This window comes from Kitasatospora sp. NPDC059146 (assembly GCF_042786665.1).
GTDB lineage: Bacteria > Actinomycetota > Actinomycetes > Streptomycetales > Streptomycetaceae > Kitasatospora.
The window spans coordinates 1-12,116 of sequence record NZ_JBHZCY010000191.1 but is presented as its reverse complement, the minus strand read 5'-3'; the positions used below and the strand labels follow the sequence as shown (position 1 = coordinate 12,116).

The 12,116-nt window shown below is 74.6% G+C and carries 12 protein-coding genes; 3 read left to right on the top strand and 9 right to left on the bottom strand.

Features of this window, described 5'->3' with window-relative positions:
* Positions 1-435: 435 nt before the first annotated feature.
* Together ACFXPX_RS41520 and rpe are read right to left on the bottom strand one after the other, a co-directional pair.
* Positions 436-1,395: a pirin family protein gene (locus tag ACFXPX_RS41520; RefSeq protein WP_380644927.1), complete on the bottom strand. Its 960-nt coding sequence runs from the start codon at positions 1,393-1,395 to the stop codon at positions 436-438.
* A gap of 163 nt (positions 1,396-1,558) precedes the next feature.
* Positions 1,559-2,242: a ribulose-phosphate 3-epimerase gene (rpe, locus tag ACFXPX_RS41515; protein ID WP_380593288.1), complete on the bottom strand. Its 684-nt coding sequence runs from the start codon at positions 2,240-2,242 to the stop codon at positions 1,559-1,561.
* Positions 2,243-2,478: 236 nt separating this feature from the next.
* Between rpe and ACFXPX_RS41510 the strand changes: the two genes are divergently transcribed.
* Positions 2,479-3,339: a hypothetical protein gene (locus ACFXPX_RS41510; RefSeq protein WP_380593289.1), complete on the top strand. Its 861-nt coding sequence runs from the start codon at positions 2,479-2,481 to the stop codon at positions 3,337-3,339.
* Between the two features lie 274 nt (positions 3,340-3,613).
* On the top strand, positions 3,614-4,465 hold the full coding sequence (locus tag ACFXPX_RS41505; protein ID WP_380524862.1) for a hypothetical protein: 852 nt from the start codon (positions 3,614-3,616) through the stop codon (positions 4,463-4,465).
* Here the strand turns inward: ACFXPX_RS41505 and ACFXPX_RS41500 are convergent.
* The 6 genes from ACFXPX_RS41500 to ACFXPX_RS41475 all read right to left on the bottom strand — a co-directional run bounded on the left by ACFXPX_RS41500 (position 4,435) and on the right by ACFXPX_RS41475 (position 9,535).
* Positions 4,435-5,121 carry a C39 family peptidase gene (locus ACFXPX_RS41500; RefSeq protein WP_380524861.1) on the bottom strand — a complete coding sequence of 229 codons (687 nt, stop codon included), beginning with the start codon at positions 5,119-5,121 and terminating at the stop codon, positions 4,435-4,437. The genes ACFXPX_RS41505 and ACFXPX_RS41500 overlap by 31 nt on opposite strands.
* A gap of 36 nt (positions 5,122-5,157) precedes the next feature.
* Complete coding sequence (locus ACFXPX_RS41495) at positions 5,158-5,778, bottom strand: DUF4188 domain-containing protein (protein WP_380644928.1); 621 nt, start codon at positions 5,776-5,778, stop codon at positions 5,158-5,160.
* Between the two features lie 127 nt (positions 5,779-5,905).
* Entirely contained in the window at positions 5,906-6,538 is a 633-nt protein-coding gene (locus tag ACFXPX_RS41490; RefSeq protein ID WP_380401594.1) for a TetR/AcrR family transcriptional regulator, read from the bottom strand.
* 127 nt (positions 6,539-6,665) lie between these two features.
* On the bottom strand, positions 6,666-7,652 hold the full coding sequence (locus ACFXPX_RS41485; protein ID WP_375889841.1) for an aldo/keto reductase: 987 nt from the start codon (positions 7,650-7,652) through the stop codon (positions 6,666-6,668).
* Between the two features lie 60 nt (positions 7,653-7,712).
* The gene (locus ACFXPX_RS41480) at positions 7,713-8,558 is read right to left on the bottom strand and encodes an ABC transporter permease (RefSeq protein WP_375889844.1); all 846 of its coding nucleotides are present in this window, start codon (positions 8,556-8,558) and stop codon (positions 7,713-7,715) included.
* On the bottom strand, positions 8,558-9,535 hold the full coding sequence (locus ACFXPX_RS41475) for an ATP-binding cassette domain-containing protein (protein WP_380644926.1): 978 nt from the start codon (positions 9,533-9,535) through the stop codon (positions 8,558-8,560). The genes ACFXPX_RS41480 and ACFXPX_RS41475 overlap by 1 nt, the downstream gene beginning before the upstream one ends.
* A gap of 99 nt (positions 9,536-9,634) precedes the next feature.
* On the opposite strand from ACFXPX_RS41475, the gene ACFXPX_RS41470 reads away from it, so the two are divergent.
* On the top strand, positions 9,635-10,432 hold the full coding sequence (locus ACFXPX_RS41470) for a TetR/AcrR family transcriptional regulator C-terminal domain-containing protein (RefSeq protein WP_380644925.1): 798 nt from the start codon (positions 9,635-9,637) through the stop codon (positions 10,430-10,432).
* A 52-nt stretch (positions 10,433-10,484) separates the two neighbouring features.
* Here ACFXPX_RS41470 and ACFXPX_RS41465 read toward each other — a convergent pair whose 3' ends face one another.
* On the bottom strand, positions 10,485-11,879 hold the full coding sequence (locus ACFXPX_RS41465; protein WP_380644924.1) for a pyridoxal-phosphate dependent enzyme: 1,395 nt from the start codon (positions 11,877-11,879) through the stop codon (positions 10,485-10,487).
* Between the last annotated feature and the right edge of the window lie 237 nt (positions 11,880-12,116).

Genomic DNA, 12,116 nt, shown 5'->3' with positions numbered 1-12,116 from the left:
GAACGGACGCTTCCTTCGGGCCGCCTTCCAGCGGGCCCTCCGGGCGCTTCGTTCTTTCGTGTTTCCAGCTTACCAGATGTTTTCCGCTCCGTTTTCCGGAGTTTCATTCATCGGATTTGCTGGTGTCTTCTGCGGCTTGGCGCCCCGTCCGACGTTTCAAACTGTAGCCGACCCCCGCTTCGAAAAGCGAATCCAGCCGCAATCCCCATAAACGCGCACGCCGAATTAACCTCGGGCCGGGGCGCGAAAAAGCGGACGCGACACAGCCCAGGACGGGAAGTGGTGTTTCAAGGGATTGGCTGCTCCGGGACCGTCCGCGCCTACGCGTGTCCGGTGCTCCCAGCCGAGCAGCTAGAGAACACTACGCCCGGCAGCGGCCCCGCGCAAACGGGCCGGTCACACCGGTGGCGGGCTCGGCAGCACACCCGGCTGGGCTCAGCGCTCGCGGCCGCGCGGCTTCAACGGGACGGCGGGGAGTTCCGGGGCGGCGAGGCGGGCTCCGGCGTAGCCGTGGACCTCGCCGAAGCGGTCGCCCGTCGTCCAGTCGGCGCGGGCCTGGGCGATGTCCTCCGTCGAGCGGCCGATGAAGTTCCACCACATGACGATCTTCTCCTCGAAGGGCTCGCCGCCGAGGAGCAGCGCCGAGGCGTCGGAGCGGGCGAGGAGCGGGAGCGCGCGACGGCCGCAGCCGAGGTAGAGCATCGAGCCGGGTTCGACGGGGACGCCGTCGACGTCGATCCGGCCGGTCATGGCGAGGACGGCGTACTCGAACTCGGGGACCAGCGGGAGCCGGAGGTCCGTGCCCTCGGTGAGGGCGAGGTCGGCGCCGACCAGCGGGCTGTGGGTGGTGCCGGGCGAGGTGGCGGTGTCCAGGGTGCCGAGGATGACGGTGGCGCGCAGGCCGGGCGCGGTGACCACCGGCAGGTCGGGGTGGTGCTCGAAGGAGGGGGCGGTGTGCCGGTGGGCGTCCGGGAGGGCGACCCAGAGCTGGGCGCCGTGGAGGTAGCGGGCGTGCGGGCGCGGGGACTCCTCGGAGTGGGAGATCGCCCGCCCGGAGGTCATCAGGCCCAGCTCGTACGGCCGGACGGTCTGCAGGCTGCCGAGGCTGTCGCGGTGGAGGACCTCCCCTTTGTGCAGCCAGCTGACGGTCTGCAGGCCCATGTGCGGGTGCGGCGGCACCTGCATCCCGGGTTCGTCGGCGATGTCGTCCGGGCCGTAGTGGTCGACGAAGCACCAGGCGCCCACCATCCGACGGCCCAGGTTGGGGAGCAGTCGGCGGACGGCCGTGCTCTCGCCGAGCTGGACCAGGCGTCCGGTCAGCAGGTCCTGCACCGGTCCGCTGCTGGCCTCGCGGCCGCAGGTGGTCGGGGCGGGCTTGAGGTCGAGGTTGCTCATCGCGGTTCCACCACCGTCATGGGAAGGGCCGGGCCGGGGAGGGCGCACCGTCACCGATCATCCGTGACGGTGCGGGGTTCCTCCACCCGTGCCCGGCCATCCGGCCGCCACTGCGGGGGCCGCCGTGAAAGCGTCGCGGGCGCCGCCCCGGCGGCGGGGCGACTCAGTGCTCGCAGGCCCACCAGGCGTCCTTGCTCGCCCCGGCGGCGAGCTCGCGCAGGCTGCGGACGGCCTCGGCCGGGTCCGCCGCGCCGTAGACGGCCGACCCGGCCACGAACACGTCCGCGCCGGCCTCGGCACAGCGCTCGATGGTGGCCGCCGAGACGCCGCCGTCGACCTGCAGCCACAGCTCCAGGTCGTGCTTGGCGATCAGCTCACGGGTGCGGCGGATCTTCGGCAGCATGATGTCCAGGAAGGCCTGGCCGCCGAAGCCGGGCTCGACCGTCATGATCAGCAGCATGTCGAGCTCGGGCAGCAGGTCCTCGTAGGGCTCGATCGGGGTGCCCGGCTTGAGCGCCATCGAGGCGCGGGCGCCCTTGGCGCGGATCTCGCGGGCCAGCCGGACGGGGGCGGCGGCGGCCTCCACGTGGAAGGTGATCGAGCCGGCGCCGGCCTCGACGTACTGCGGGGCCCAGCGGTCCGGGTCCTCGATCATCAGGTGGCAGTCGAGCGGGATGTCGGTGGCCCGGGCGAGCGATTCGACCACCGGGACGCCCAGGGTCAGGTTCGGCACGAAGTGGTTGTCCATGACGTCCACGTGCAGCCAGTCGGAGCCCCGGACCGCCTCGGCCTCGTCGGCGAGCCGGGCGAAGTCGGCGGAGAGGATGCTGGGGCTGATCTGGGACATGGCCGACTACCTTCGTACGAGGGCTTGCGAGGGCTGGGCACCCGGGAGGCGGGCGCCTCGGGCCATCATCTCGCGCCGTACGGCCGTCGACCGCACCCGCCGACCGGCGCGTGACCGTGATCACACGCTGCCCGGGTTGCCGGGACGGCCCCGGTGGCGGTCAGCTCTGGAGCGACCGCCGGTGCCCTCCCGTTCGTCGGGCCCCGCCCACGACGAGGAAGAGGAAGGTGTCTCGATTGTCCGAACCCGTCCACCCCGCCCGCGCACTCTGGTGGCTCTTCGAACCGGTGTACGCCGTCACCTTCCTCCAGCCCGAGAGCCGGGCGGCGTTCGAGGCGGCCGGGCTGGACGGCGGCTGGCACGGCTACTTCGCCGCCCGCTCGGCCCCGCTGGGCGCGGTGGGCGCCCCGCCGGTGATCGCCGCGTTCTTCAGCTTCGCCCCGGCGGCGGTCGAACGCGCCCTCCCCCGGGTGTGGACCAGGGCCAGCCCCGAGCGGGTGCTCGCGGCCAGGACCGAGGGCTCGGCGGCGGTGCTGGCCCGGCTGCTGGCGCCGGTGGCGCCCGAGCTGGTCGAGACCGCGGCGACGGCGCTGGAGGAGGCCGTGGACCGGGCGGACTGCGCGGGCCGGGTGCTGGCCGCCGCCAACGCCGCGCTGCCCCGACCCACGGACGCGGACGTGTACGGCCGGCTGTGGCACGCCGCGACCGTGCTGCGCGAGCACCGCGGGGACGGCCACGTGGCCGCGCTGGTCGCCGCCGGGCTGGACGGCTGCGAGGCGCCGGTGCTGCACTGCGCCACGGGCGCCTCCCGCAAGGTGCTCCAGCCGCTGCGGGGGTGGACGGACGAGGAGTGGGAGGCCGCGGCGGCGCGGCTGGTCGGCCGGGGCTGGCTGACGGCGGCGGGCGCGGTCACCGAACTTGGCCGGATCCGGCACCGGGAGCTGGAGGCGGCCACCGACCTGGCCGCCGGCCGGGTCTGGGAGCACCGGCCGGACGGCGAACTCGACTGCCTGACCGCCGCGTTGCGGCCGATCGCGGCGATCTGCCGGGCCGAGATGCCGATCGACCCGCTCGCGATGCCGCCGGTGCGGGCCTGAGCGGATCCCCACCCGGGACCCGCCGGGGACCCACCCGACACCCGCCCGACCGCCCCCGGCCACCCGCCCGCACACCCCCGACACCCCCGCACGTGACCGTCGTCACACCCCGCCGGGGATTACCGGGGCCGTCCCCGTGGTCATCAGCACGTGAACGGCCCACGCACCCGCCCGGGCGACCCCGACGATCCGCCGCCCGCGCGACCGCCGCCGCCGTACCGACCAGCCGAGCTCCCCGCGCCCGCCCGGAGCCCCGTCCGAGGAAGGTCTCCCGATGGCCGATCTCGTCCATCCCGCCCGCGCGCTCTGGTGGCTCTTCGAGCCGGTGCACGCCGTCACCTACTTCGAGCCCGAGTGTCGCGACGCCTTCGAGGCGGCCGGCCTGCGCGGCTTCTGGCGCGGCTACTTCGCCGGCCGCTCCGCCCCGCTCGGCGCGGTGGACGCGCCGCCGGTGACCGCCGCGTTCTTCAACTTCGCCCCGGCGATGGTCGAGCGGGCCCTGCCCGCGCTGTGGTCGCTGGCCAGCCCGGAGGAGGCGCTGGCCGCCCGCAGCAAGGGTGCGGGCGCCGCGCTGGCCCGGCTGCTGGAGCACGTGGACCGCGGTCTGGTCGAGCGGGCGGTCGAGACCATGGAGCAGTCCGCCGAGCGGCTGGACTGCGCCGGCCGGGTGCTGGCCGCCGCCAACGCGGCGCTCCCGGCCCCGCCGGGGCTGTACGAGCGGCTCTGGCGGGCCGCCACCGTGATGCGCGAGCACCGCGGGGACGGTCACGTGGCCGCGCTGGTCGCGGCCGGGCTGGACGGCTGTGAGGCCCTGGTGGTCCGCTGCGCGATGGACATGCGGCGCGAGCAGCTCCAGCCGGTGCGCGGCTGGACGGACACCGAGTGGGAGGCCGCCGCCGAGCGCCTGGTCGAGCGGGGCTGGCTGACCGCGACCGGCTCGCTGACCGAGCTGGGCCGGACCCACCACCAGGCCCTGGAGGCCGCCACCGACCTGGCCGCCGCGCGCGTCTGGGAGGACTACCCGCGCGCCGAACTCGATTCCCTGGCCGCCGCGTTGAAGCCGATCTCGGCCCTGTGCCGGAGCAGCCTGCCGTTCTACCCGGTGGGGCTGCCGGACAACACCTGACCGTCGTCGGCGCCGGGCGGGCCGAGCACGATCCCCCGCCCGGCGTAGAACGGTCCGAAGGAGCGCCACGGCACCCGGGCGAAGGCCTGCGACTCCCCCGGGAAGCCGGAGGGGTTGTGGATCAGCAGCGCCGTCCCGGTGGTCCCCACCGCCAGCACCAGGTGGCCGCCGCGCCGCACCGGCTCGGGCCCGTGCGGCTCCCGGATCGACGGGTGCACCGAGAGCATCACCAGCCGCCCGGCCGCCAGCTCGTCCGCGACCTGCGCGGGCGTCGACTCCGTCGCCCGGGCGGCCAGTCCCCAGCGCCGCCGGGCGTAGTCGGCGAACGGCACGTGGACCAGCCCGCGCAGGCTGTCGCCGTCCCGGACGTACGCGCCGGCCGCCAGGCACTCACGGGCCAGCACCATCGCCGCCGGGGTGACGCCCCACCAGTGCTCCAGGGCCATCCGCAGGCAGGCGACGCCGCAGAGCCGCCAGGACCACCAGGCGTACTCCTCCGGGGTGGCGGCCCCGGACTGCCCCCAGCGCGGGTCCCGCGCGGCGTCCAGCCGCCCGTCGACGATGTCCCGCACCAGCTCCGCGGACTCCCACTGCGCCCGGTAGGGCACCTCGTGCACCACCCGCGCCGGCCGGACGGCGCCCTCCTGATCGACCATCCCCCGACGCTCCCACACCGGGGTCGCCGGACGGACTCACGACACTCCTTGAGCGCCCGTCCGGTCGTCGGCGCCGTCCGCGACGTACGGGCAGCTCAGGCCGTCCGGACCGGCCGTCGCACCCTCCGCCTGCTCCGCGCCGCCCGCCCCGTCGGAGCCGTCGCCCGAGCGGAAGGCCAGGCGCTGGGCGGCGTGCCGGCCGCGCGCCTCCAGCGGCAGCTGGCCGGTGGCGCCGGCCAGGCCGAACGCCGGCATGTCGAAGTAGATCGACTCGTAGCCGCCCTCGGGGACGATGTACGTCTCGTGCCAGAGCCCGACGTGACCGCGCAGCTTGCCCTCCCGGATCTTCCGGTTGGCTATGCCCCAGACGGTGTGGTGGAAGCCGTCCGGTGCGCTCGCGTAGCGGTACAGGTGCTCCTTCGACTCCCAGTACTGGACGACGTAGTACGTCCGCGGCGAGGCGGTGAGCAGGATGCGGCCGCGCAGGCCGCGCTCGGGGCTGCGGGCCAGCTCGTAGAGCATCCGGAACATCGCGAACATCACCGGGCCCCAGTGGTGCACCGCCCAGAAGCGGTTGATCCGCATGCCGATCAGCAGCACCACGGTGTCGCCGGTGGCGGCGGCGGTGGTGTAGCCCGGTTGCGGCTTGGCGAACAGCGGCATCTGTGCCTCCCGGTACTCGCGCTCACGACTCGCGCTCACGACTCACGACTCGCGCTCATGTAATCGGCGATTACATCAGCGCGCACCAGGCCGGTCAAGGTTCGCCGCAGCCACAATTCCGTTACCGCTCAGGAGGGTTGACCGTCCCGGCGATCCCCGCGCGGAAGGTGTCCAGGACCCGGACGGCCAGCTCCTCCGCCCGCTCGGCGGGCAGGTAGCCGTCCACGATCATCTGCGCCAGCCCGTACACCAGCGCCTGCCCGGACAGCAGCACCAGCTCCGGATCGCCGGGGCCGACCCGCCCGGCCTGCTGGTCCGCCACCACCAGGCCGGCGAACGCCCGGTCCAGGCCGTCCAGTTGCTCCCGCAGCTGCGGGTCCCGGGGGGCCGAGAACACCCGCGAGCGCACCAGCTCGAACCGCCGCGGATGGCGCAGCGCGTACCGGACGAAGCCCAGCCCGAGCGCCCGCATCGCCGACCCGCCGACCGCCTCGGCGGCCGCCACCTCCGCCTCCTGCCAGCGCGCGAAGTCCGCCAGCACCCGGTCCGCCAGCGCCGTCAACAGCGCCTGCTTGTCGGCGAAGTGGCGGAACGGCGCCCCCGCCGAGACCCCCGCCCGGCGCGCCACCTCGCGCACGCTCACCTTCTCCTGGCCCTGCTCGTCCAGCACCTCGAACGCCGCCGCCACCAAGGCCTCCGGCAGCGCCCCGTGGTGGTAGGCGCCCCGGTCCCGCTCCCTGATCCGTTCCGTCATACCCGTCTTGCTACCACAGCGCCGGGGTGTCGGGGCGGCGCGTCCCCGGCCCCTCGCGCACCAGCTCCTCGCGCACCGGCCCCGGCACCCCGGACGGCGGGGTGCCGGGGCCGGGCGGCCCGCGGGTCTACCAGGCGTAGTCCTCGGGGGCCGGCTTGTGGCCGGGGAAGAGCTCGTCGAGGCGGTCCAGGGTCTTCTGGTCGAGGTCCAGGTCGAGCGCCCGGAGGGCGGCGTCGAGGTGGGCGGGGGTGCGGGGGCCGATGATGGGGGCGGTGACGGCGGGGCGGGAGAGCAGCCAGGCGAGCGCGAGGTCGGCCGGGTCGGTGCCGAGTTCGTCGGCGAAGTCCTCGTAGGCCTGGAGCTGTTCGCGGTGCCTGTCCAGGAGTTCGCTCGCGTAGCCCAGGGCGCTGCGGCCGCGGGTGCCCTCGCGCTCCTTGCGCAGGACGCCGCCGAGCAGGCCGCTGCGCAGCGGGGACCACGGGATCAGCCCGAGGCCGTAGTGCTGGAGGGCGGGGATGACCTCCAGTTCGATCGCCCGGTCGAGGAGGTTGTAGAGGGACTGCTCGCTGACCAGGCCGAGGAAGTGCCGGGAGCGGGCGGCCTCCTGGGCCTGGGCGAGGTGCCAGCCGGCGAAGTTGCTGGAGCCGACGTAGATGATCTTGCCCTGGGCGACCAGGACCTCCATCGCCTGCCAGATCTCCTCCCAGGGCGTGGCCCGGTCGATGTGGTGCATCTGGTAGAGGTCGATGTGGTCGGTCTGCAGCCGGCGCAGGCTGGCCTCGACGGCCTTGCGGATGGCGAGGGCGGAGAGCTTGCCGTCGTTGGGCCAGTCGCTGGTGTTCGCGTAGGCCTTGGTGGCCAGGACGGTGCGCTCGCGGCGGCCGCCGCCCTGGGCGAACCAGCGGCCGATGATCTCCTCGGTGCGGCCCTGGAGGTTGCCCTCGCTGTCGCGGCCGTAGGAGTTCGCGGTGTCGAAGAAGTTGATGCCGCGCTCGTGGGCGGTGTCCATGAGGCGGTGGGCCTCGGCCTCCTCGGTGTGGGGGCCGAAGTTCATGGTGCCGAGGCAGAGGCGGGAGACGGTCAGGCCGGTACGGCCGAGGTGGGTGTACTCCATGGCGCCCCACCTAAAGCCACACCGGCCACGGTGTCCAGCACATTACGGCGACCCGGCGGGTCACCGCCCGTGCGTGGCGAACTTCCGTACGGCCAGCGGCCCGCAGAGCGCCAGCAGGGCGGCGCTCCACAGCAGCGTGGCGAGGACGGCGTGCTGCATCGGCCACGCGGAGCCGGGCGCCGCCGGGTTGCCGAAGAGTTCCCTGCTCGCCTCCACCACGGAGCTGATCGGGTTCCAGTCGGCGATCACCCGCAGCCAGCCGGGCATCCCGCCGGTGGGCACGTAGGCGTTGGTGACCATCGCCAACGGGAAGACGACGACGGAGAGTTGCCCGGCGGCCTCCTCCTTGCCGACGGCCAGGCCGAGCAGCGTGCCGACCCAGGTCATCACGAAGCGGAAGAGCAGGAGCAGTGCGAACCCCTCCAGCGCGTCGGCGGCGCCGTGCCGGGCGCGCCAGCCGGCGGCCAGTCCGACCAGGGCCAGCAGGGCCAGCACGACGACGCTGACCAGCAGGTCGGCGAGGTTCTGCCCGAGCAGGAGTCCGGTACGGGAGACCGGCATCGAGCGCAACCGGTCGGTGACCCCGCGCCCGACGTCCCGGGCGGCGCCGACCATGGTGGGCATGATGCCGTTGGTGGCGACCATGGCGAACAGCCCGGGCATCAGGAACTCCCGGTAGTCCCCGCCGCCGGGCACCTGCATGGCGCTGCCGAAGACGTACCCGAAGACCACCACCATGACCACCGGAACGCCCAGCGAGGCGGCCAGCAGGCCGGGCGAGTGGCGGTAGTTGAGCAGGATGCGGAGCATCGACGTCCAGGTGTCGGAGACCAGCCGGGCGCCGAGCGAGGGGCGCGCGGCGGCGGGGACGGCGGTGCGGGCGGACGTGCGGACGGCGGTGGCCATCAGGCGGCCCTCCCCAGCTCGGCGTTCTCCCGGGTCTTCCCGGTGAGGGCGAGGAACACGTCGTCGAGCGAGGGCGCCCGGACGGCGACGTCCTCGGCGACGACCCCGGCCCCGTCCAACTCCCGCACCAGCGCGGGCAGCAGGACGGACGCCCCGGGTGCGGTCAGCACCGTGACCGTCCGCTCAGCGACGTCCACCTGGGCGTCGCCGCCCGACAGGGCGGACAGCACCACGGCGGTGGCGGCGAGCTGCTCCACCGTGGCCAGGGTCACCGAGACCTGGCTGCCGATCGCCGCCTTGAGCCGCTCGGGTGGGCCGGTGGCGATCGCGGCGCCGTGGTCGACCACCACGACGTCGTCGGCGAGCCGGTCGGCCTCCTCCAGGTACTGGGTGGTGAGCAGCACGGTGGTGCCGCCGTCGGCCAGCTCCTTGACGGTGTCCCAGATCCCCTGGCGGCTGCGCGGGTCGAGCCCGGTGGTGGGCTCGTCCAGGAACAGCACCGGCGGGCTGGTGACCAGGCTGGCGATCAGGTCGAGGCGCCGGCGCATGCCGCCGGAGTAGGTGCGCACCAGCCGGTCGCCGGCCTCGGCGAGGCCGAAGCGGGTGAGCAGTTCGTCGGCGCGCTCCCGGGCCCGGCGGGCGCCGAGGCGGTGCAGCCGGCCGAACAGCCGGAGGTTGTCCCGGCCGGTGATGCCCTCGTCCAGTGCGGCGTGCTGGCCGGCCAGGCCGATCGCCCGCCGGACCTCCTCGGCCTCGCGGACGGCGTCGTGCCCGGCGACCCGGACGGTGCCCTCGTCGGGGGCGACCAGGGTGGCGAGGACGCGCACGGCGGTGGTCTTGCCGGCGCCGTTGGGGCCGAGCAGACCGCAGACGGTCCCGGCCGGCACGGTCAGGTCGAGGCCGCGCAGGGCCTCGGTGGCCCCGAAGCGTTTCCGCACGCCCGCCATCTCGATGGCGGGTCGGGAGGTGTCGGACATGGCTACGCCCTTCTCTAGGTACAGCGTACGTAGAAGCTGAACGCCATGCTACTACGTACGACGTACGTATCTAAGATGGGGAAGCGAGGTGATCTTCCAGTGCCGTCCAGCAAGCCCCCCAGCACTCCCGACCGGCCCGACCGGCCCGACCAGCCCGAGCAGCCCGACCGGCCCGACCAGCCCGAGCAGCCCGCGCGGCCCACGCCGCCCGAGGCCCCCGAGCTGATCTGGCTGCGCCCCGAGCGCACCGGCCGCGGCCCGCGGCCGGCCCACAGCCGCGACTCCATCGCGGCGGCCGCCATCGTCATCGCCGACGCCGAGGGCCTGGAGGCCGTCTCGATGCGCCGGGTCGCGGCCGCGCTCGGCGCGGGCACCATGTCGCTCTACAACTACGTGCCGAAGAAGGAGCACCTGCTCGACCTGATGCTCGACGCGGCCACCGCCGAGTACCGGCTGCCGCCCGCCCCGAGCGGAGACGTCCGCGCCGACCTGGCGGGCCTCGCGCACGAGCAGCTCGCGCTCCTGCGCCGCCACCCCTGGCTGCCCGCCCTGGTCCTCGCCCGCCCGGGCATCGGCCCCAACGCCCTGCGCTACACCGACCACTTCCTCGCCGTCACCGCCCCCACCGGCCTGCCGGGCGGGGCCCGGATGGAGGCGATGGCGCTGTTCAACGGCTTCATCTGCCAGTTCGCCCAGTACGAGCAGACGGCGGCCGCGGGCGCCAAGTGGCAGGCGGAGATGGTCGGTTACCTCACCCAGGCGGCGATGAGCGGCGCCTACCCGAACCTGGCCCAGGCCTTCGCCACCGCGGGCCCGCCCGCCGACCCGGACCAGGCCTTCGACCGCACCCTGGACCGGGTCATCCACGCCATCCTGGCGCCCGCGGCGGGGGGTTAGGGCGCACGGCCCGCGGCGGGGGGTTGAGACGCACGGCCCCGCCGCGGGGAGGTCAGCCCAGGACCTCCCGGGTCAGCACCCCGGCCGCCCGGCCGTCCACCAGCACCACCACCGCCGGGCGCCCGCCCGCCAGCGCCGCCCGCGCCTCGGCGGCCGACTGCCCGACCCCGACCGTCGGCAGGGCCGGCCCGAGCAGCGGGCGTACCGGGTCGTCCGGCTCGGCCCCGCCCTCGGCCAGCGCGGCCGTGAGCACCTCCCGGGACACCGAGCCGACCACCTCGGTGGCACTCACCCCGTACGGGCGCGCCGCCCGCGCCAGCACCGCCGGGGCGATCCCGCCGGGCGCCGCCCGCAGCGCCTCCAACGCCCCGGCCACGGTGAGGTCCGCGCCGACGGCGACCAGCGGCCCGGCGGCGTCCAGCAGTTCCCGCAGACCGCCCGCCCCCTCCTCCGCTTCCTCCCGGTCCTCCAGGAAGCCCCACTCCCGCATCCAGGCGTCGCTGTGCACCTTGGACAGGTAGGAGCGGCCCGAGTCCGGCAGCACCACCACGACCAGGCCATCCGGCCCCAGCCCGCGCGCCACCCGCAGCGCCGCCGCCACCGCCGTACCGGAGGAGGGCCCGGCCAGGATGCCCTCCTCGCGGGCCAGCCGGCGGGCGGTCAGCAGCGACTCGCGGTCCGGGATCCGCTCGAAGGAGTCGACCACCTCCGAACGGTAGGCCTGCGGCCAGCGGTCCTCGACCGTCTCGGGGTGGAGGAAGTGGCCGATGCTCTCCACGAACCACGGGCTGCCGTCCCCGCCGCCGTAGGAGGAGGACTCCGGGTCCGCGCCGACGACCGTCACCGAGCCGCCGGACACCTCCTTGAGGTACCCGCCGGTGCCGGTGACGGTGCCGCCGGTGCCGACGCCCGCGACGAAGTGGGTCACCCGGCCGCCGGTCTGCTCCCAGACCTCCGGGCCGGTGGTCCGGAGGTGCGCGTCAGGATTGGCCAGGTTGTCGTACTGGTTGGCGAGCCAGGCGCCGGGGATCTCCTCGCTGAGCCGCGTGACCACGTTGAACAGGTGCCGCGGGTCCTCCTGCGCCACCGCCGTCGGTGCGAGCACCACCTCCGCGCCGTACGCCCGCAGGATGTCGGCCTTCTCCGGCGCCGACTTGTCCGACACCCCGGCGATCACCCGGTAGCCGCGCTGCCGCCCGACGAGGGCCAGCCCGATCCCGGTGTTCCCGGAGGTCGCCTCGATGATCGTCCCGCCCGGGCCCAGCAGCCCGTCCCGCTCGGCGGCCAGCACCATGGACAGCGCGGCGCGGTCCTTGACGCTGCCGCCGATGTTGAGGAACTCGGCCTTGGCGTAGACCGGCGCGGCGATCCCGGCGCCCAGCCGGGCCAAGCGGATCAGCGGCGTCCCGCCGATCGCGTCCAGGACGGATTCGTGCACTGCGGTCATGTCGGCAGCTCCCTCACTGCGTACGGACGTGTCCGCCCGAGCCTGCCCACGCCCGCGCCCGGCCATCCGTCCCGTCCGCCCCGCCCACCCGGGCGGCCCCGACCGCCCCGGCGCACCACCCCGACCCGCCCGACCGGCCGCCCGCTAGTGTCCTGAGTCTGGAATTTCATTCATAAATATAGACTGATCCTATGGTGCGGACGGGTCGACCAAAGGTCGAGTTGGTGTTGTCGGACG

Bases quoted from the DNA above. Each gene is read 5' to 3' on its own strand.
- ACFXPX_RS41520 (WP_380644927.1), bottom strand. From the start codon at position 1,395: ATGAGCAACCTCGACCTCAAGCCCGCCCCGACCACCTGCGGCCGCGAG.
- ACFXPX_RS41465 (WP_380644924.1), bottom strand. From the start codon at position 11,879: ATGACCGCAGTGCACGAATCCGTCCTGGACGCGATCGGCGGGACGCCG.
- ACFXPX_RS41475 (WP_380644926.1), bottom strand. From the start codon at position 9,535: ATGTCCGACACCTCCCGACCCGCCATCGAGATGGCGGGCGTGCGGAAA.
- ACFXPX_RS41480 (WP_375889844.1), bottom strand. From the start codon at position 8,558: ATGGCCACCGCCGTCCGCACGTCCGCCCGCACCGCCGTCCCCGCCGCC.
- ACFXPX_RS41500 (WP_380524861.1), bottom strand. From the start codon at position 5,121: ATGGTCGATCAGGAGGGCGCCGTCCGGCCGGCGCGGGTGGTGCACGAG.
- ACFXPX_RS41490 (WP_380401594.1), bottom strand. From the start codon at position 6,538: ATGACGGAACGGATCAGGGAGCGGGACCGGGGCGCCTACCACCACGGG.
- ACFXPX_RS41485 (WP_375889841.1), bottom strand. From the start codon at position 7,652: ATGGAGTACACCCACCTCGGCCGTACCGGCCTGACCGTCTCCCGCCTC.
- ACFXPX_RS41505 (WP_380524862.1), top strand. From the start codon at position 3,614: ATGGCCGATCTCGTCCATCCCGCCCGCGCGCTCTGGTGGCTCTTCGAG.
- rpe (WP_380593288.1), bottom strand. From the start codon at position 2,242: ATGTCCCAGATCAGCCCCAGCATCCTCTCCGCCGACTTCGCCCGGCTC.